Origin of the sequence: Marinilactibacillus sp. XAAS-LB27 (assembly GCF_036039175.1) — a bacterium.
In the GTDB taxonomy this organism is placed as follows: Bacteria; Bacillota; Bacilli; order Lactobacillales; family Carnobacteriaceae_A; genus Marinilactibacillus.
In genome coordinates this window covers 476,071-493,891 of the sequence record NZ_JAYXKP010000001.1, presented here as the reverse complement: position 1 = coordinate 493,891, position 17,821 = coordinate 476,071, and the positions used below count along the sequence as shown (strand labels likewise).

Genomic DNA, 17,821 nt, shown 5'->3' with positions numbered 1-17,821 from the left:
ATCAATGATGATAAGTAAAACTTATCGTTACAATTATAAACTACATTAAGCCTTATCTTTTTACAACAATATAAAGCGGTGGTAACATTCTAAGTAAGACAACTTTATCATTTTGTAGTTGATAAGGTAACTAAGGAGATGATTCACGGGATGGAAAGAAGATTTGAAGGTACGTTCCAGACGAAACAAGAGATAAAAGCTGAAATAACGAGATTGATTAATGAAGAAAGTTATTCTGCCGATGAACTTTTAATTGTAACAGTCAAAGAGAATAATGAACTATCGAAAGACGATACATTGGAATCTGTTGAAGTTGATTTAGTAGATTCAGAAGAAAATGGTTCATTCTGGGAGAAAATCAAAGAAACCCTATCTTTTGGAACATACGACTCTGACGAAGCCCATAACTCACTCGAAGAACATGGCGTTCCGCATGAGATTGCTGAACACCACATCGAAGCACTGCAAGCTGGCGAAATTGTATTATTGGCGAACAGTGATGCACCAAGACATATGGAGTTATCAGAAGTCAATAAAAACGTAACTAACGAGGAGAATGATCCAGATATGAAAGATAATCATACTAATCCAATAGAAGAAGAAAGCAAAGAAGTAGATGCAGTAACAAACGAGCAAAAAGACGTTAAACCTACAGATGTTGATACTAGCGAAACAGATCCTAAAAATATGAGTGACTCTATTGATCCTTCTCAAGCACAAGATACTAGAGAAGAAGATAAGGTAGAAACAAATGAATCAGATAAGTCTAATCGAGGTGATAGCAAGTCAAATGATCAAGATTACACTACAACTGAAGATAGTGGAGAATCATTAGATAAAAATCCTGATTTAACTGGGGAAGAGACAACTGTTGTATCAGAAGAATCTAATCATGGATATCCTGAAAATGTAGCAAAAGGCGTCGTGAAACCCGAATCAAAGAGCCCGTTGAATGCTGAACCAAAATCTGAAAAAAGTCCTTCAGAAAATACCGAAATGCCAGAAAGTGATGCTAAATATACCGACGACGATTCCAATGATGCCGGTATGAAAGAAGAACCCTCAGAAAAATAAGCATAGGTGAATTCATTATACTAAACACAACTTAAAGGAGTAATGACAAATGACTGAAGAAAATATCGTGAAAACTCAAGAACCTAAAAAAGATTACTTGATTGATGACGAATCAGAAAATATGCGTCGTGAGCCAGTAGTTGAAAATGAAGAATATAAATCAGCCGATAAACTTAAAGATAAAGTTGCTATCATAACAGGTGGCGATTCTGGAATTGGAGCAGCTACAGCTATACTTTTTGCCAAAGAAGGCGCAAAAGTGGCTTTCACTTATCACTCTTCCGATGATGATGCTGAAAAGACTAAAAATAGACTTCAAGAAATTGGTGCTGAAGTTTTAGTGTTTAAAGGCGATGTTGGGGATGAGAAACATGCTACTGAAGTTACTCAAGAGGTCGTCTCTAAATGGGGATCCATTGATATCTTAGTCAATCATGCTGGGGAGCAAATGTATCAAGAGTCTATCTTAGATATAACTGCTGAACAAGTGGACAGAACTTACCGTACGAACATCTTTAGTATGATTTATTTTGTTAAAGCTGTTTTCCCTCATATGAATGAAGGCGGAAAGATTATCAATACTTCCTCTGTAACAGCCTATAAAGGTAATCCAAATCTACTAGATTATTCTGGGACTAACGGAGCGATTGTATCCTTTACGCGTTCGCTGTCTCAAAATCAAGAGTTTACTAACAAGAAAATCAGAGTGAATACTGTAGCACCAGGTCCAATTTGGACTCCGCTTATTCCAGCAACATTCCCTCAAGAAGAAATTGCTAGTTGGGGTAAAGATGGTGCACTTGGAAGACCAGGAGAAGCTTATGAATTAGCACCCGCTTATGTATTCCTAGCAAGTGATGATTCTAGCTATGTAACTGGGCAAACTATCCATGTAAATGGTGGAGTCGTTGTTAACGGATAATTTTATAACGAATACTTGGAGGTTCAAACGATGAGTAAAGTGGATAAAACATCTAATAATGATTTAAAAAGAACCGGTCAGCCAGATGCAACGCCTGACAGACGCGATCCTGCCAGAGATGAAGTATCGAGTCCAGATACATCGTCTCCGTTAGGTTTTGTGAAAGATCGTCCCTCAAGATCCGGTCTGGATGAAGATGATCGCAAAGTGTATGAAAAAGCAAAAGGTGATCAAGTCGGTAACGAAGTAGAAAAAGATCTTTAATTTGAATTAAAAGTTTAGAGAGTCTACCAGAATTTGGGTAGGCTCTTTTTTTGAGAACAAAAGTTCCTTTAATGGCTCTAGAACCTATAGGAATCTTATTACCTGTGTTATAATAGAGATACTATATTTGGAAGGTGATAAAATGAATCATTCGGATAAAGAAAAGAAATTCAATGAACAATTAATCAGACTACAACCGAATCAACCACAAGAAATAAAAAAAGTAGTCAAAGAAAGTGGTAAAAAGCCTTCTATTCAAAAAGAAACTAAATCAGTTAATGAAGATAAAATCACTAGTATCCAAGCTCAGAAACGACCAGGACGTTATAATATTTTTATTAACGAAGTATATGCATTTCCGGTAGATGAGGAATTGATTATTCGACATATGCTTCATAAAGGGATGGTCGTATCAAAAGAATTTCAAGAATCCCTCCAAGAAGAAGATGTTTCTAGAAAAGCCTATCAAAGAGCGTTAGTTTACTTAAGTTACGGTATGCGTTCTGAAAAAGAAGTAAGAGATGACTTGATAGATAAAGAATTCGAAGAATACGTCGAAGAAATTATAGAACAACTAAAAGATCAGAGATTGATCGATGATCTGGACTACGCTAAGAGTTATGTGAGAACAGCTGCTAATTTAAACAAAAAAGGTCCGAAGACGATCATGAACGAATTGAACCGAAAAGGGATCGATAAATCACTTATAGAAGAAGGCATGCTAGAATATTCATTTGAAGATCAGTTTGATAATGCGTTCAACTTAGCAGAAAAATCATGGAGAAAATCCAATCAGAAGTCTCAAAGAGAAGCGATTCAAAAAACTAAACAGTTCTTGCTTCAAAAAGGATATGACATGGATATCATTCAAGAAGTGGTCAATGAGATGGATACAGAAAAATCAGAAGACGAAGAGTACGACGCATTAGTCGTGCAAGGCGAACAGGCCTGGAGACGTTACTCCAGTAAGGCAAAGGGCTATGATCTGATTAGAAAAACTAAAACGAGTCTGTTTCAAAAGGGATATCCATCCGAATTGATTCAAAGATTCATCGAGATGAAGGAAGAAGAAAATGAAGAATAAATATTTAACAACTGAAGAATTAAAAACAAAATACGATATTGAAATGTGGTCTCAAGATAAAATTGATTCATTTAGAAAGGTTCTACTAGACTGGTATGATAAAGAGAAAAGGGATTTACCTTGGAGAAGAACATCTGATCCATACAAAATATGGATCTCTGAAATCATGCTTCAACAGACTAGAGTAGATACGGTCATTCCATATTACAATCGTTTCTTGGAATTGTTTCCAACCATTGCGGATCTTGCCAGTTCAGATGAAGATACACTTCTAAAAGCTTGGGAAGGGCTTGGATACTACTCTAGAGTCAGAAATATGAAAGCAGCGGCAATTCAAGTCGTTACTGAATTTGATGGAGTATTTCCTACCGAACCTGAACAAATTAAAAAGCTTAAGGGGATTGGACCATATACAGCAGGAGCGGTTTCAAGTATTGCTTTCAACCATGCAGAACCTGCCGTTGATGGAAATCTGATGAGGGTACTCAGCAGACTATTCGAGATAAACGTTGATATTGCGAAACCTGCTAGTCGAAAAGTGTTTGAAGAAGTCATGTACCATATTATTGATCCAAATAGACCAGGTGATTTCAATCAAGCACTAATGGATCTTGGAGCAACCATCTGTACGCCTAAAAACTATGATCCTTCAAAAAGTCCTATAAAAGAATTCAATGCTTCTTATTTAAATGAAACGTATCTCGAATATCCTTTTAAAAGTAAAAAGAAAAAGAAAAAAATTGTCAATTATTTTGCAATGATGATTAGAAACAAAGAGGGAGCATACTTGCTAGAAAAAAGGTCTGAAGATAGACTTTTAGCTAATATGTGGACGTACCCTTTAATAGAAGAACAGACGATACTTGATCAAGTAGAATGGAAATCTTTTACTCAAAAAGACCTACATGAAATTGATGAGTTAGAAGCAACGGCAGTAACAAATTTTCTAAAGCAAAAATATAACGTAGATGTAACTGTGAGTCAGAATTCAAATGGATCAGTTAAGCATATTTTTACGCATTTACACTGGAATATTTATTTGTATGAAGCTACTTTAAATCAACCGGGACAAGATATACCAACAAATTGCGAATGGGTCAATGAAAGTGAGTTTGATCAGTTTGTATTCCCGGTATTACAACAGAAACTCCTGAAAGCATCCAAAGAAATTACTTTATTTTAAAAATTTACCCTGAAATATGTAGATGAGGCTAAGATCTACAACCTGCGCTATGTTTTAGGTGATTGGATCAATATAACTTTTCCCTACGGATAATTAAGGTATTGTGATATAATACGTGGTGAGATGAATCTAATAATATTATCGTAGTAATATTATTTGTATAAAGAAAGTTGGTACATGGATGCAGTTTCCAAAAGAAGGAGATTTCATCACAATCAAAAGCTATAAACACGACGGAAGTTTGCACAGAACTTGGCGAGATACTATGGTTTTGAAAACAACTGAGCATTCATTGATTGGTTGCAATGACCATACACTTGTAATTGAATCCGATGGTAGAAGATGGAGAACGAGAGAACCTGCGCTCGTATACTTCCATAAGCACTACTGGTTCAATATCGTTACAATGATTCGCCAAAAAGGAACTTCTTATTACTGTAATATGGCTTCTCCATTTCTTATTGATGAAGAAGGTGCGAAATATATTGATTATGATCTAGATGTAAAAGTTTTTCCAGATGGAGAAAAACGTTTGCTGGATGTTGATGAATATGAAGAGCACGGTAAAAAATGGGATTATCCAGAAGAAGTTGATCTTATATTGAAAGAGCATATCAAGGTTCTTGTTGAATGGATCAAAGAAGAAAAAGGTCCATTTTCAGAAGGTTACGTTGATTTGTGGTACGACCGATATAAACAACTAACGGGTAAAAAATAATTGTGATGAAACAAAGTAAAACAGCAAAAGTCTTTCTTAAAGACTTTTGCTGTTTTTATTGTAAAGATAGAGGAAAGTATGATATGATTTTTAAGAATCTGCTTGAGAGGATGTTAATTTGTGAAAAAGAATATTTTTTTAACTGTAATATTAGGAATTGCTTCAATTCTGATTATCTTTTTTGGTAGACAATATGCAAATAATCAGGAAGAAGAAATGCTTCAAAATAGCTTAAGTGCAAATGATACAAATGAATCAGAGGGCGAAGGCAGTACAACTTCTGAGCAAGCTGCACCTGACGCTTTGAGTACTGAAGAAAAGCTTGCTGAATACGAATCGAATTTGGATTCACTATCTATTCTAGAGACGATCGATTATACAACTTTGACTAATGATCAAGCTAGATTGGCTTACTATGGTCCAATTGATACATCGCTAGAATGGTATGGACAGATGAATACAATCATTCAGGATAATGTAAGTGGTCCTTTAGAAATCGAAGAATATACCTACCCAGAAACAGATACATATGAATTGTATATTCAACGAACAGTTGACACTGTAGTAGAATCAGGAGCAAATGTTGTTATTTACCGTATGCCTGCTTTGGAAGACAAAAATAGAGATATCGGGCTTTCAGAAACTAATCAGTATCTAACAAGTATCATGAATGCTTTAACAGAGGGACTACCTGATACGGAAATATTCTTTATGGAACCAGCACCAATCCTATCGGAATTCGATAATCCTAACTCTAGATCATTGAGTTATAGAAGTTATATGAATGAAATGAATTCAGTGGCAAGTGAGTTTGGAATTCCTGTTATCGCTATTCACGACCAGTTCACTACGCTGGCTGAAGAAGAGGGACTCGAACTCGATTCTCTATTCGATGAAGAACAAACGAATCTTAATGATCAAGGGAATACTTTAATACAACAGGCCATTGAAAGTGAAGTTTCAAACACAACAGACGAATAAAAAAGCCTATAAAAAAACTTCCATTAGCTGAACATTTCAGTTCAGTATGGAAGTTTTTTTCTTTGAAAATCAATGAAGATCTATAATTTTATCATCTTCTTCATTATGGTTTTTCTTGTAACTACTAACCAATTTATTTAAATGCTGAAGGCTTTCTTCGTAATCTAAAACGGAAGACATGATATGAATAACCGCATTACTTTGTCCATACTCATTTTCCAAGTAGGATTCTAAGTTCGCTTCATTGAAAAAAGAGTCCATAAAAGATTTTCTTAAGGTTGCCTTATGCGTAATGAAATTAACTTCTTCCGGTAAGACACGACCGTTCCATTTCAAGATAATCTGTTCATGTGCCGACATCAGTGTTTCTAGTCGTTCAATGAGTAGATGTCTCAATTCTTGTGGAAAGTGATTATATACATTTTCAGCTTGATGTAAAGTTTGCACTAGGTCATAAGCTTTTTCAGTTGTTCGGATAAATTGCCGATAAACAACAATAGTCCTAGCAAGAGAATACTCAGAAGACCTAAAATATTTTCTAAGATCGCCATCGACTAAATGGTCAAGATATAAATTCATTTTAGAGATACTTGCTTTTAAACTTTTCAAATCTTTACGCATCATTGGATATTGAATATTTTTTCTTAAACTTGCACGTATGAATCTCATTAAATCATCGGTAACTTGATTATTTAAGTAAAACAGTTTTTCGTCGTATTTAGGTGGCAAAACAACGCCATTTACCACAAAAGCTGAGAATACCCCGATGATTGTACCCAAGACGCGTATTGAAGCGCTCATAACGATGGGATAGTCAGTTGACATCATAATGATGATCAGTGTGATGATAGAAGAGACAATCACATTGTTCAGCTTAAATTGATGGAGGATTGCGATCAGAATTGCTGAAGCTAAGCCAATCATGAAGTAGGAATTACCTAAAGCAAGGACGGTTAAGACGGCAACGACCCCTCCAATAATATTTGCTAACAATCTGTCTTTCAGAGTCTGAAATGATTTTTTCACGGAAGGCTGCATAGAAACTACAGCTGATATCCCAGCAAGTGGAACACCTTCTGAAATATTCAATAAAGAAGGAATAGCTAAAGCTAAAAATACAGCTAATCCGGTTTTGAATGTACGGGCTCCAATTTTCATTTTATAAGTTCACTGCCTTCGAATAATATAGATAAAAGTATGAATGATATAATAGTATAGCAACTAGAATGATTTCTCAAAGGTTATTTTCGTTATTCCGCATTTTCTTGCATTAAAAGTAGTAAGAGAGTATCATGAAGGATAAATGGACCGAATGTCAGATATGTTATAAGTAGATAAAAAAGGATAGATAAAAAATGAGTTATTTAGTGAATCAGTCTATTGAGAGACTGAAATATAACAATGTAAGAATTACACCACAAAGACATGCAATTTTAGAATATCTAATTGATATGGATACTCACCCAACAGCAGATGATATTTACAAAGCTTTATCTAGTAAATTTCCTAGTATGAGTGTTGCGACAGTATACAATAATTTGAAATTGTTCATCCAACTTGGTCTAGTGAAGGAAATGAAATATGGTGATGCCTCTAGCCGCTTTGACTTTGCTTCAACCGAGCACTATCATGCCATTTGTACAAACTGCGGTAAAATTGAAGATGTGTACTATCCTGGACTTGATGATGCGGAAGAGGTTACGAGTAATCTAACAGGATTTAAAGTAACGTCTCATCGTCTGGAAATTTATGGACTGTGTCCTGAATGTCAGTGAAAAGCTTGAAAAGACTACGTAAATTTTTACGTGGTCTTTTTTTGTACGACGTGGTTGGTAATGTAGTATAATAAAACCAATTATGAAAGAAAGAAGGGCAAGCCAGTGAAAGAAGTTATGATTATTGCCAATCCATCTTCGGGTAAAAAACAAGCTGAAGAGTTTGCGGTTAGAGCACAGTCAGTTTTCAAGGAGAATGGACGTACGGCTGATATAAAAATCACGGAAAAAGAGGCAGATATCGGAAAATTTGCCAGAGAGGCTTGCGAAGAAAAATACGAAATCATTATCGCACTCGGAGGAGACGGAACCGTTTCTGGATTAGGAGATGCACTTAAAGATGAACCTTATAGACCCAAAATTGGTATCATACCAACCGGTACAGTGAACAATATCGCTAGAGGACTTGGTATTTCCACAGATATGGCTCAAGCAGTAGAAGATCTTGCAAATTGTGTGGACAAAAAGGCAGATGCTGGTTTAATCAATGGTCGCTTATTTTTAAGCTCTATTTCGGCTGGTTCCATTCCAGAAACTGTCTGGGAAGTGAGTAAAGAATCAAAAGAACGATTTGGATCACTAGCTTATTTCTTTGAAGGGATCAGATCCCTAACAGAAGATGAAACATTTGAAGTGGAATTAACGTTAGATGGAAAAACGAGTCAGCATGAATTAAGTTTACTATTGATTGGCTTATCAAACTCGATAGCCGGTATCCCTAATTTTTTCAAAGACGCGACTTATGATGATGGGCAACTATACCTTTTTGGATTAGAAAAATCGACCTTAGGAGAAAAAATCACAGCGATGACATCCTTATTTAAGGACGATGAAGATAAAACGGATGATGAAAATAAAGGATTCGTCTGGAACTTGAAAGAAGCCACTATTAAAAGTAGTCATGATGGGCATGTAGCTTTAGACGGGGAAAAAGGACCAGCTTTTCCACTAGATATTAAGGTCCTACCAAGTTTCTTTACCTTCCTTGTTCCAGAGAATATGAACTAAAAGTAAGCATATGATTCGTTCACTTTCAGTAGTATTGGTATAATCATTCTAATCTATGTTGGAAGTGAGCGATTCTATGAGTGAAAAACAATGGTGGAATGAAGCAGTTATTTACCAGATTTATCCAAGAAGCTTTAAAGATTCAAATAATGATGGTATTGGAGATTTAAAAGGAATCATTCAGAAGCTGGATTATATTGAAAGTCTGGGCGTGAATACACTTTGGATCAATCCAATCGTATCTTCTAATCAAATAGATAATGGATATGATGTAATAGATTACAAACATATCGACTCACTATTTGGGACAGAAGAAGATGTAGATACATTTTTCTCAGAAGTGAAAAAAAGAGGTCTGAAAGTGATTTATGATTTTCCTCTCAACCATACTTCTCTTCTGCATCCATGGTTCAAAGAAGCCTTAAAAGGTCCAGATAACCCATATCGTGATTATTATATTTGGGCAGATGCGGCTAGTGATGGAGCTTATCCAAATAACTGGACAGCAGCATTCGGTGGTTCAGCTTGGTCAAAAGAAATGAATGGAGACCAGTACTACCTTCACACATTTAAAAAAGAAATGCCAGATTTGAACTGGGATCATGAACCCTTAAGAAAAGAAATGGTTGGTATACTCAATTATTTAATGGACAAAGGAGTAGACGGCTTCAGGTTAGATGCGTTCATTTATATTGATGTCGATAAAGAGTTTCCAGATAAAGCAGATGACCAAGAGACTCAAGACGTAATAGAGTATGGCGGAAATCTAAAACAATATCTTAATGAACTGAATCAAGCGCTAACGGATCATGAAAATGAGATTTTATTAATCGGTGAAGCAACAAGTGCAGATGCCGAAAAAATCAGAGAGTATACCAATAATAGTATTTTAGATGGTGTCATCACACTCCAGCACTTTACGGATGATGAATCTTTAAAAATTGAAGAACTACCTCAAATGAACCAACACGTTCCTTTAGATTTCGAAAAATTCAAAAGAATTCAAAAAGAGGTTCAAGAAAGTTTGAAAGATAAATGTGGTCCGATATTATTTTGGAATAATCATGATCATCCAAGAGCTCCTCAAAAATACGGTGACATGGACAATTATAGAGACGAAACAGCTAAGATGATGGCTACGTTACTGTATCTGCAAAAAGGAATCCCAATCATTTATTATGGTGAAGAAATTGGGATGAATAATGCTTGGTTTGATGATCCTTCAAATATTTCGGACAATAGTGCCTTTAGTTTTTACCAAGAAGCTAAAGCATTCGGATGGTCACATGACAAAATCATGAAGAATCTGAACTTAACGGTCAGAGACGCCAGTAGAGGCATTATGCAGTGGACAGATGAAAAGGGTTCGGGATTCACAGAAGATGCGGCACCGTGGATTATATCCAACCAGGAAGCCATTTATAATGTGCAAGACCAAGAAAAATCTGAATCTAGTATCTTGAACTACTACCGTAAACTCATTAAGTTGAAAATGACCGACTTATTTACTAGAGGAGACTGGAAGCTTTTAGATACGCAAGATAAAACTTACGCATATGAAAGATCTTTTAAAGGTACTACTGGACGCGTGTATTGTAACTTTTCTGAAGAAGAAGCAGAAGTTACAAGTGACATGCAGTTCGATGAAGACAACCTTGTGTTGTCAACGCATGATGCTAATTTGAATGGTGAAAAGATTGTTTTACCTGCTTTTAGTGCTTTTGTTTTTGTATCAGAATAGATAGCTCAAAAGTTCATCGGTGTGAAAGCTGATGGGCTTTTTCTTTTTCAGGAAACAGTATGTGAAAAATGATGATAACTTATTGACATTTTTCATGGTCACTATTATAATAATGGAGTTGCTAAAAGTTTATCCGCAATAGCTCAGTTGGTAGAGCGCGCGACTGTTAATCGCGTTGTCGCAGGTTCGAGCCCTGCTTGCGGAGTTTCAAGCTGGAGAATTGTCCGAGTGGCTTAAGGAGCACGCTTGGAAAGCGTGTATACGGTATTCCCGTATCAAGGGTTCGAATCCCTTATTCTCCTTTTGGGGTATAAAAGAGAATAATTTGAGAAATTAGAAATCCTCTATAAACGTTGATACATAAACGTTTTGGAGGGTTTTTATTTTTGCTGTAAACACTAGAAAAAACAAGAATGCAAAATGTTTTTGCATTTATTTTGCATTGTAAAGTTGTTCCATCATGTCATCTACCTTAGATGATTCACGTTGCTCTAACTCATCTAAAATATGTCCGTATACCTGGTAGGTGATACTAATGGTAGAATGTCCAAGGCGCTTAGAAATATATTTGATATTGACTCCTTGGTAAATTAAAAGTGAGCAATGAGTATGTCTTAAAGAATGAAATGTGATCTCGGTTATACCAATTCTTTTACATGCATTCTTCAAAGATTTATTAACAGCATTATTAGAAACATGGTTGAATTGATTATCTAAGAATACATATTTACTATGATTAATTTGAGTAGCTAGTTTGTACTCTTTGAGTATTGTTAAAGTAGCATCATCAATTGAAATAACTCTTTTAGAAGCTTCTGTTTTCGTCTTTTGAATTTTTTTAGTGTGGGTATAGTCAAATGCACTTTTAACGGATACTGTCTTTTCTTTAAAATTAACATCTTCCCAAGATAAGGCAAGAATTTCTGAAAATCTAAGTCCAGTAGCAATGCCCACCAATATGATATATCTTGATTGCCACTCAGGTTTCATACCTTTTTTTATTTCATTAATCAAAGCTACGGCCTCACGCTGGTTTAAGTATTTGTTTCTCTCATTTCGAACCGCTTCAGTACCTTTAGCTACTATATTTCTAGTTGGATCCTTGTGAATTATACCTTCCTGCAAAGCATCCAATAAACACCCTTTAGTATATACATGAACCTTTCTAACGGTTGCAGAAGCACGTCCATTTCCATACCAGTTCAAAAATTCCTGGTATTTCTTGCGATCAATATCTTTAATTTTTGTTTTCTTGAAAAACTTTTTCGCTGTATTAATAGAAAGCATAATATCTCTATTATTCTTTTCGCTGTGTTTATCTTTTTTAAATACTTCGTACCATTTTTGAAAGTATTCTAGAAATTCCGGGTTCTTATTGATCTTGTTGCCTTTGTTCAAGAGATCTTCTAGTTTAGCAGCTGCAATTTGAGCTTCTTTTTTCGTGGAGTAGCCATTACCACTTTTGATTTTGTATTGGTCATCTTCTTTATAAGAAACACGGTATTGCCATCCGGTACTAAGCTTTTTAAAGCTAGCCATATAAAACACTCCTTGGATATGATAAAATTAATGACATACTAAATAGCACAGCATTTTTGCTGAGTCTTTTAGTGTATTGCTTGAAACACACCTTTCTACTTTGGCGAGTGGGGGAGGTGTGTTTTTTGTTTTACTTTATTCTGATACCCAGGCTATGTCTCCAGTGACTGCCTGATAAGGTCCTTGACCAGCATCGAAATATATCGATGTTTCCAGTAGCTCTCCTGGACTGACTTCTGCATATAAGAAATTCTTAGATGTCATCTTAGCTTTTTCTCCGTTAGAATCATATAACGATAAAATGTTTTCTCCTGCTAATGTGACATCTTCAGATTCTCCATTTTTGAAACTAAAATCTACTCTAACAAAATTTCGATTTATAATATCAGACGGATTAGGAGCTTCATCCGTAACATAAATATCAGTAACTTTAAATTCGTGTCCTGTATCGAACCTTATAGTATCTCCTAATGAAAATGTTTCTAATCCGTCTATGTCATTAATGTAGGGATCATCAGTACTTTCCTCTATACTTGATTCCCAATCAGTTAAAAACTCTTCAACATAACTTTCAATTTCCTTATTATGCATCTTCAACTCTTTATTTTCATCAACCAATTTTTTATTTTCTTGATTTAACTTATCATTATCGTTTTGAAGAGTATCAATCGTACTTTCGTAATTTGAGATAGTTTCTTTATCTTCTCCATTGCAAGCAATTAGAAAGAAAGAGGATAAACTAAGTAAAACTAATTTATTCTTCATACTGTTCCCCCAGTGTGATAATATAATTTTAGGAGTTAATAGGGCGGATTCTGTTAGTGGCAGATCCGTCTTTTTATAGCTCGTTTTCTACTCTCAAAGCTTTACCAACGATGCGAGCAGGGTTGTCATTAGTTATGATATAGGGAGCATATGCTTCGTTCAAAGCTTGTAAAAGTATGGTTTCTCCTTGTTTAATGACTTTTTTTAATGTAGTTTCTTGATCTCCATTAACTAGGACCGCAGCAATTTCACCAGACTCCACATCCTCTTGCTTTCTACATAAGACGTAAGATCCATTTGATATCTTAGGTTCCATACTATCTCCTTGAGCCTCTAAGAAAAATAATTCACCAGTAGGCAAGTAATCCTTAGGAACAGAACGATACTCAGTTACATTTTCTATCGCATCAATTGGGTCTCCACAAGCGATTGTTCCTAAAATAGGAATTCGAACCAATTCTGTTATAGGCATTATGTTTCTTGGTTTGTCTGCAGTAAGATCAGATATATTTACATCAAAATAATCAGCTAGCCTTTGTAATCCACCTCCACGAGCCATAGCTTTTCCATTTCTCCAATCGCTAACCGTTTGATACGCAATACCTGTTTCTCTTGCAACGTCAGCTACAGTTACGCCTTTTTGGCTAATATATTTATTCAAGTTATTTGAGAAGATTTCTTTTATATCTTTAGTCATAAATTTTACTCCCTTTTATGTAAAAAGTATTCTGTACACACATGATACCGAATTAAACATAAAAAATCTAGTGTAAGACATAAAATAGTAAGTATTGTAGTTGACATACCGCTTTAAACGGTATAACATAAGGTTAACTTAAATTGAAAGGAGAAAATTTATGGTAATAACTAATAAAGTTCCTATCGAATTAAAATTCACACTTAGTGCATTACGTCATCGTTCAGGGTTGAAACAGTCTGATTTAGCAAGTCTTTTAAAAGTCAATTTAGAAACGTATAGAAAGTTAGAAAAAGATAGTGCCGATTTAAGCGTGAAGCAAATTGATATGATTGAAGAATTCTATAGAGTTCCTAGAGACTATATTTTTTTTGGAAGAGATACCGATTTAATCGGTAAGATAAATAAGGAGGCATGAATATGACTCAAGTTTTAGAAGCACGTATACCGATACCAGATGGATACGTGCTAATTGCTAAAGAAGAGTTGGATAAAGCTTTTGAGGAAAGTTTACTTGGACGTTATTGGGAGATGAAAGATCTTTCCAACAGGACGGGTAGAAGTCCTCAGTGGCTAAAAGAAACTATTTTATATCCCTTCAAAGACGAGTTAGATATTAAACGAGGCGGCTTTGTTAGGTATCCAGAGGGGAAAGGAAGCCCTTGGAAGTTTGGAGCTATGCAAATGGCCACGTGGTTAGAAGAAAATCTAGAAGCAATTTTATAGTTAGGAGAAATAGAATTATGAATCAAGTTTTTGTTTATGTAAATAAAGATGGTAATAAGAAATATATTGGATTATACGAACTAGAGAACCTTGAAGAAAACGTAAGACTAGCTTTAGCAGAAAGAAACTTAACTAATCCGGAGAATAGCTGCTATTTCATTTATGGCAACGAGACGTTTGAATTGAATGTGTAAGAGAGGAGGAGACTATATGAAAAATGTATTAGTAACAGCAATCGCCCTTACTGCTATTGGAGTAGCAATAAGAGCGATAAAAAATAAAAAATGTCTACTGTGTAATTCTAAAGCGATTTTGAAGATTAATGATGGAGTTTATATATGCGAAGATTGCGCACAAATTCAAGGAGAATTGAGTGGTTTCTAGATTTGTTTCCAAATGCTCAGGAAAGTACCTGCATCGACTTCTAATTCAAGTAAGTCTTCTTCTAGTACTGGAGTAGCTTCAGTTAATTTTCCATTTTGTAAGTTAAGAACTGCGAAATTTTCATCATCAGTAACTTCAAAGTTTTTTGTAGATAGTCGCATCATAGTCAAAGTAGATTTGATACTTCTCTTATTAATCTTCGTATCAGTCGAACTAACTTTATACCAATTTTTCACGTAAAGTCTTTTGCCATTAACTATTAGCCCTAATTCCGGACTAGTTCTAACAGATAAGTCTTCAGAAAAATTATAGTACGATTTATCGGGTTTAAAGTATTCAACCTCGTTGTTATTTATAAAAGAAACGTAGTTCTTAATGGCTTTAGCATAGTTTCTCTGTTTAGGTTCGGAAACGTTAGATGAAAGTTTAAGAAGTTCAGAAATTGGTAAATCATTTTCATGAATTCTTTTAATTTCATCTCTAAGTTGTTTCCAGTAGTCAATACCAGGTGAATAATCGGGGGAGTTTTTAATTCTCTTAACCTCATTAATTTTAGCAGACGTACTTACTTTCGTGGTAAACGTTAAAAATTGTGTTAAAGATATACTCGCTACCATATCTACCACCTCCTTCCTAATAGGAGTATACCAAAAGAAAGGATGCGTTTGCATGACTATATCTACATCTTTAATAATGATAAAAATAACTTTGGTAGCAATATCGATTTTCGTGTATCTATTATCGCTAGTGATCAAATTACAGAAGCAGCATCGAGAGGAGCTGAAAAAGAAATGACTCAATATGTGGGTTATGGAACGGTTACGAAAAAGTTGTATGTTGAGGGAGATAGTCAACCTTCTGTCATAAGAAAAGTACGAGAGGTTACACCAAAATTAATTGAACCAGTAATAATTAGAAGGGCGGATGCATACTATGCTGAAGTGGATGCTAAAGAATAAATATTCATTTATCTCCGGATTCATCATAACTTATTTTTCAGTTAAATATTCTTATCAAAAGCGTGGCTCTTTGGAATTTGGTTCTGAGTATATTTTTCTTTTTCTACCCTTAATCAATAATAAATTAGTTGAGGTTGGAACATTCACTAAAGAAGTAGTAATTGAATTAATTGAGGAAGTCCGATTATGGATAGCACAAAAAAACTGCTAAGCAGCAACTTAGCAGTTAAAGGTAAATTAAAAATAATTAACTCAAGTATATCACAATTAAGAAAAGAGGGAAACGATGGAACAGATGTCAATTTTTCACTTTGAAGATGCAGAAGTCAGAACAGTCATGATTGATGGAGAACCATGGTTTGTAGGTAAGGACGTCGCAGATGCTCTTGGGTATGAACGTTCTGACAATGCTATCCGTGTACATGTCAATAAAGCAGATAAGCTGATGCATCGAATCGATGCATCAGATCAAACAAGACATATGACAATTATCAGTGAAGCTGGTATCTATGCTTTGGTATTCAGATCTAAACTCCCAAGTGCTGAAAGCTTCAGTCGATGGGTAACTAAAGAAGTGTTACCAAGCATACGTAAGCATGGTGTATATATGACCAAGAGCACTATAGAACAAGCTTTGACTGATCCAGATACGATTATTCAGTTAGCGCAGAATTTAAAAGCGGAACAAGCCAGACGAGAGCGATTAGAGAATGAAGTTTTAGCGATGCATCCAAAGGCAATTTATTATGATCGCATTCTCAAGAACCAAAGTCTAGTGAACATTTCTATCATTGCTAAGGATTATGGTATGAGTGCTATAACGTTCAATGAACTGCTGCACAAGTATGGTATCCAGTACAAGCAAGGAAAGACATGGCTTTTATATCAAAAATATGCGAATGAAGGTTATACACACTCAAATACGCATATCATTTCTGATACGAAAGTCAAAACCACGACTAAGTGGACTCAAAAAGGACGTATTTTCTTATACGAGGAACTAAAAAAGAGGGGCATACTACCCTCAGTTGAAACATTAGATTCAAACCTACCAGTATTAGAGAGGAACGGCACCAATTATGAAAAACAGTAGAGACTTTAAAGGAATATGGATACCTGCCGAAATTTGGCTGAATACAGAATTGAATGCAACTGAGAAAATAATCATTGCTGAAGTACATTCTCTTTCAAATCAAGAAAGAGGATGCTTTGCAAATAATGGTCACTTTAGCCTTATAACAGGATTAAGCAACAGTCGATGCAGTGCCATTATCAATAAACTTAAAGATAAAGGTATGCTAAAAATTGAATATATATACAAGGAAGATAATCCTAAAGAAATACAGAAAAGAATCATGAGAATCGACTTTACCTATTCCAAATCTGAAGTACCCCTTTCAAATACGAAAGGGGCCCCTTTCGAAAATAAGGATACCCCCCTTTCAGATTTGGAAGAACCCCCTTTCGAATATAGTGAAGATAAAGTACCAAGTTTAAATACCCAATTAGAAAGTACCAAGAAGAAAGAAACAAAAGAAAAGGATTTCCCTGATTCAATGAAGCCTTTAAGAAGTCAGCAATTTTTTCAAGACAACGGATTTGGAACATTGACTCCTTCGTCGGTCATCTATCAGGATATGGTTCATTGGATTGATGACTTTAAAAAACTAGGCGCAACTTTTGAGCAGGGAGACGACATGGTTATTCTATCGCTTACGAATTCAGTAGAAAACGGTGTTCGAACTTGGAAGTACACGAACGGTACACTTAGAAACTGGATCCAGAAAGGTTTGTACACTCCTGAAATGGTGGAAGCATCTGAGAAAGAACGAGAAGCTAATCATAACACTAAAGGCAGTTCTAAAAATTATGTAAGAGAAGAGTCTTTGCCTGAATGGGCTACTGAAAAAAACAAAGGTGAAGAAATCGATTTAGTGAAACAAGAAGAATTTAGATTAAGACTTGAAAAAATCAGGAATCGTAAAAAAATCAATTAGGAGG

Annotated in this window: 23 protein-coding genes and 2 tRNA genes; 20 read left to right on the top strand and 5 right to left on the bottom strand. The window is 35.2% G+C overall.

Translation table 11 applies throughout. The features are described from left to right. Window positions 1–150: 150 nt before the first annotated feature. From VXN63_RS02420 to VXN63_RS02390, 7 genes are all read left to right on the top strand, one after another. On the top strand, window positions 151–1,074 hold the full coding sequence (locus tag VXN63_RS02420) for a hypothetical protein (protein ID WP_327756367.1): 924 nt from the start codon (window positions 151–153) through the stop codon (window positions 1,072–1,074). 49 nt (window positions 1,075–1,123) lie between these two features. After that, window positions 1,124–1,996: an SDR family oxidoreductase gene (locus VXN63_RS02415; protein WP_327756366.1), complete on the top strand. Its 873-nt coding sequence runs from the start codon at window positions 1,124–1,126 to the stop codon at window positions 1,994–1,996. Between the two features lie 30 nt (window positions 1,997–2,026). Further along, window positions 2,027–2,260, top strand: coding sequence for a hypothetical protein (locus VXN63_RS02410; protein ID WP_327756365.1), 234 nt, complete (start codon window positions 2,027–2,029; stop codon window positions 2,258–2,260). A 142-nt stretch (window positions 2,261–2,402) separates the two neighbouring features. Then, window positions 2,403–3,344: a recombination regulator RecX gene (recX, locus tag VXN63_RS02405; protein ID WP_327756364.1), complete on the top strand. Its 942-nt coding sequence runs from the start codon at window positions 2,403–2,405 to the stop codon at window positions 3,342–3,344. Next, window positions 3,334–4,527, top strand: coding sequence for an A/G-specific adenine glycosylase (gene mutY / locus VXN63_RS02400; protein WP_327756363.1), 1,194 nt, complete (start codon window positions 3,334–3,336; stop codon window positions 4,525–4,527). The genes recX and mutY overlap by 11 nt, the downstream gene beginning before the upstream one ends. Before the next feature lie 181 nt (window positions 4,528–4,708). Continuing rightward, a complete protein-coding gene (gene ntdP / locus VXN63_RS02395; protein WP_225744102.1) occupies window positions 4,709–5,245 on the top strand; it encodes a nucleoside tri-diphosphate phosphatase in 537 nt (178 codons plus the stop codon). Between the two features lie 120 nt (window positions 5,246–5,365). After that, a complete protein-coding gene (locus tag VXN63_RS02390) occupies window positions 5,366–6,226 on the top strand; it encodes an SGNH/GDSL hydrolase family protein (RefSeq protein WP_327756362.1) in 861 nt (286 codons plus the stop codon). A 69-nt stretch (window positions 6,227–6,295) separates the two neighbouring features. Here VXN63_RS02390 and VXN63_RS02385 read toward each other — a convergent pair whose 3' ends face one another. Continuing rightward, window positions 6,296–7,384, bottom strand: coding sequence for an FUSC family protein (locus tag VXN63_RS02385; protein ID WP_327756361.1), 1,089 nt, complete (start codon window positions 7,382–7,384; stop codon window positions 6,296–6,298). Window positions 7,385–7,581: 197 nt separating this feature from the next. Here VXN63_RS02385 and perR point away from each other — a divergent pair, with 197 nt between their 5' ends. From perR to VXN63_RS02360, 5 genes are all read left to right on the top strand, one after another. Continuing rightward, on the top strand, window positions 7,582–8,001 hold the full coding sequence (gene perR, locus VXN63_RS02380; RefSeq protein WP_225744099.1) for a peroxide-responsive transcriptional repressor PerR: 420 nt from the start codon (window positions 7,582–7,584) through the stop codon (window positions 7,999–8,001). A 105-nt stretch (window positions 8,002–8,106) separates the two neighbouring features. Further along, window positions 8,107–9,009, top strand: a complete 903-nt coding sequence (locus VXN63_RS02375; RefSeq protein WP_327756360.1) for a diacylglycerol/lipid kinase family protein — start codon at window positions 8,107–8,109, stop codon at window positions 9,007–9,009. 76 nt (window positions 9,010–9,085) lie between these two features. Beyond that, entirely contained in the window at window positions 9,086–10,750 is a 1,665-nt protein-coding gene (locus VXN63_RS02370) for an alpha-amylase family glycosyl hydrolase (RefSeq protein WP_327756359.1), read from the top strand. Between the two features lie 132 nt (window positions 10,751–10,882). Continuing rightward, a tRNA-Asn gene (locus tag VXN63_RS02365) sits at window positions 10,883–10,955 on the top strand. 9 nt (window positions 10,956–10,964) lie between these two features. Next, window positions 10,965–11,052 (top strand) — tRNA-Ser (locus VXN63_RS02360). Window positions 11,053–11,182: 130 nt separating this feature from the next. Here the strand turns inward: VXN63_RS02360 and VXN63_RS02355 are convergent. The 3 genes from VXN63_RS02355 to VXN63_RS02345 all read right to left on the bottom strand — a co-directional run bounded on the left by VXN63_RS02355 (window position 11,183) and on the right by VXN63_RS02345 (window position 13,751). After that, window positions 11,183–12,289, bottom strand: a complete 1,107-nt coding sequence (locus VXN63_RS02355; protein WP_327756358.1) for a tyrosine-type recombinase/integrase — start codon at window positions 12,287–12,289, stop codon at window positions 11,183–11,185. A gap of 135 nt (window positions 12,290–12,424) precedes the next feature. Beyond that, a complete protein-coding gene (locus VXN63_RS02350; RefSeq protein ID WP_327756357.1) occupies window positions 12,425–13,054 on the bottom strand; it encodes a hypothetical protein in 630 nt (209 codons plus the stop codon). Between the two features lie 73 nt (window positions 13,055–13,127). Further along, window positions 13,128–13,751 carry a LexA family protein gene (locus VXN63_RS02345; protein ID WP_327756356.1) on the bottom strand — a complete coding sequence of 208 codons (624 nt, stop codon included), beginning with the start codon at window positions 13,749–13,751 and terminating at the stop codon, window positions 13,128–13,130. Between the two features lie 160 nt (window positions 13,752–13,911). On the opposite strand from VXN63_RS02345, the gene VXN63_RS02340 reads away from it, so the two are divergent. Genes VXN63_RS02340 through VXN63_RS02325 form a run of 4 tightly spaced genes read left to right on the top strand, consistent with a single transcriptional unit; the run spans window position 13,912 to window position 14,861 of the window. Next, entirely contained in the window at window positions 13,912–14,169 is a 258-nt protein-coding gene (locus tag VXN63_RS02340; RefSeq protein WP_327756355.1) for a helix-turn-helix transcriptional regulator, read from the top strand. 2 nt (window positions 14,170–14,171) lie between these two features. Continuing rightward, entirely contained in the window at window positions 14,172–14,477 is a 306-nt protein-coding gene (locus VXN63_RS02335) for a DUF771 domain-containing protein (protein ID WP_327756354.1), read from the top strand. A 17-nt stretch (window positions 14,478–14,494) separates the two neighbouring features. Continuing rightward, window positions 14,495–14,671, top strand: a complete 177-nt coding sequence (locus tag VXN63_RS02330; protein WP_327756353.1) for a hypothetical protein — start codon at window positions 14,495–14,497, stop codon at window positions 14,669–14,671. A gap of 16 nt (window positions 14,672–14,687) precedes the next feature. Beyond that, the gene (locus tag VXN63_RS02325) at window positions 14,688–14,861 is read left to right on the top strand and encodes a hypothetical protein (RefSeq protein ID WP_327756352.1); all 174 of its coding nucleotides are present in this window, start codon (window positions 14,688–14,690) and stop codon (window positions 14,859–14,861) included. Here the strand turns inward: VXN63_RS02325 and VXN63_RS02320 are convergent. Then, window positions 14,858–15,478: a hypothetical protein gene (locus tag VXN63_RS02320; RefSeq protein WP_327756351.1), complete on the bottom strand. Its 621-nt coding sequence runs from the start codon at window positions 15,476–15,478 to the stop codon at window positions 14,858–14,860. The two genes, VXN63_RS02325 and VXN63_RS02320, sit on opposite strands and share 4 nt — an antisense overlap. 48 nt (window positions 15,479–15,526) lie before the next feature. Between VXN63_RS02320 and VXN63_RS02315 the strand changes: the two genes are divergently transcribed. From VXN63_RS02315 to VXN63_RS02300, 4 genes are all read left to right on the top strand, one after another. Then, window positions 15,527–15,820, top strand: coding sequence for a hypothetical protein (locus tag VXN63_RS02315; protein ID WP_327756350.1), 294 nt, complete (start codon window positions 15,527–15,529; stop codon window positions 15,818–15,820). 186 nt (window positions 15,821–16,006) lie between these two features. Next, window positions 16,007–16,135: a hypothetical protein gene (locus VXN63_RS02310; RefSeq protein WP_327756349.1), complete on the top strand. Its 129-nt coding sequence runs from the start codon at window positions 16,007–16,009 to the stop codon at window positions 16,133–16,135. Beyond that, window positions 16,107–16,913, top strand: coding sequence for a phage antirepressor (locus VXN63_RS02305; RefSeq protein WP_327756348.1), 807 nt, complete (start codon window positions 16,107–16,109; stop codon window positions 16,911–16,913). The genes VXN63_RS02310 and VXN63_RS02305 overlap by 29 nt, the downstream gene beginning before the upstream one ends. Next, on the top strand, window positions 16,900–17,817 hold the full coding sequence (locus tag VXN63_RS02300) for a DnaD domain protein (protein ID WP_327756347.1): 918 nt from the start codon (window positions 16,900–16,902) through the stop codon (window positions 17,815–17,817). The genes VXN63_RS02305 and VXN63_RS02300 overlap by 14 nt, the downstream gene beginning before the upstream one ends. Window positions 17,818–17,821: the final 4 nt, after the last annotated feature.

Excerpts from the sequence above, each read along its gene's own strand:
- VXN63_RS02420 (WP_327756367.1), top strand. The coding sequence starts at position 151 with ATGGAAAGAAGATTTGAAGGTACGTTCCAGACGAAACAAGAGATAAAA.
- VXN63_RS02415 (WP_327756366.1), top strand. The coding sequence starts at position 1,124 with ATGACTGAAGAAAATATCGTGAAAACTCAAGAACCTAAAAAAGATTAC.
- VXN63_RS02410 (WP_327756365.1), top strand. The coding sequence starts at position 2,027 with ATGAGTAAAGTGGATAAAACATCTAATAATGATTTAAAAAGAACCGGT.
- recX (WP_327756364.1), top strand. The coding sequence starts at position 2,403 with ATGAATCATTCGGATAAAGAAAAGAAATTCAATGAACAATTAATCAGA.
- mutY (WP_327756363.1), top strand. The coding sequence starts at position 3,334 with ATGAAGAATAAATATTTAACAACTGAAGAATTAAAAACAAAATACGAT.
- ntdP (WP_225744102.1), top strand. The coding sequence starts at position 4,709 with ATGCAGTTTCCAAAAGAAGGAGATTTCATCACAATCAAAAGCTATAAA.
- VXN63_RS02385 (WP_327756361.1), bottom strand. The coding sequence starts at position 7,384 with ATGAAAATTGGAGCCCGTACATTCAAAACCGGATTAGCTGTATTTTTA.
- perR (WP_225744099.1), top strand. The coding sequence starts at position 7,582 with ATGAGTTATTTAGTGAATCAGTCTATTGAGAGACTGAAATATAACAAT.
- VXN63_RS02370 (WP_327756359.1), top strand. The coding sequence starts at position 9,086 with ATGAGTGAAAAACAATGGTGGAATGAAGCAGTTATTTACCAGATTTAT.
- VXN63_RS02355 (WP_327756358.1), bottom strand. The coding sequence starts at position 12,289 with ATGGCTAGCTTTAAAAAGCTTAGTACCGGATGGCAATACCGTGTTTCT.
- VXN63_RS02350 (WP_327756357.1), bottom strand. The coding sequence starts at position 13,054 with ATGAAGAATAAATTAGTTTTACTTAGTTTATCCTCTTTCTTTCTAATT.
- VXN63_RS02345 (WP_327756356.1), bottom strand. The coding sequence starts at position 13,751 with ATGACTAAAGATATAAAAGAAATCTTCTCAAATAACTTGAATAAATAT.
- VXN63_RS02340 (WP_327756355.1), top strand. The coding sequence starts at position 13,912 with ATGGTAATAACTAATAAAGTTCCTATCGAATTAAAATTCACACTTAGT.
- VXN63_RS02335 (WP_327756354.1), top strand. The coding sequence starts at position 14,172 with ATGACTCAAGTTTTAGAAGCACGTATACCGATACCAGATGGATACGTG.
- VXN63_RS02330 (WP_327756353.1), top strand. The coding sequence starts at position 14,495 with ATGAATCAAGTTTTTGTTTATGTAAATAAAGATGGTAATAAGAAATAT.
- VXN63_RS02325 (WP_327756352.1), top strand. The coding sequence starts at position 14,688 with ATGAAAAATGTATTAGTAACAGCAATCGCCCTTACTGCTATTGGAGTA.
- VXN63_RS02320 (WP_327756351.1), bottom strand. The coding sequence starts at position 15,478 with ATGGTAGCGAGTATATCTTTAACACAATTTTTAACGTTTACCACGAAA.
- VXN63_RS02310 (WP_327756349.1), top strand. The coding sequence starts at position 16,007 with ATGGATAGCACAAAAAAACTGCTAAGCAGCAACTTAGCAGTTAAAGGT.
- VXN63_RS02305 (WP_327756348.1), top strand. The coding sequence starts at position 16,107 with ATGGAACAGATGTCAATTTTTCACTTTGAAGATGCAGAAGTCAGAACA.
- VXN63_RS02300 (WP_327756347.1), top strand. The coding sequence starts at position 16,900 with ATGAAAAACAGTAGAGACTTTAAAGGAATATGGATACCTGCCGAAATT.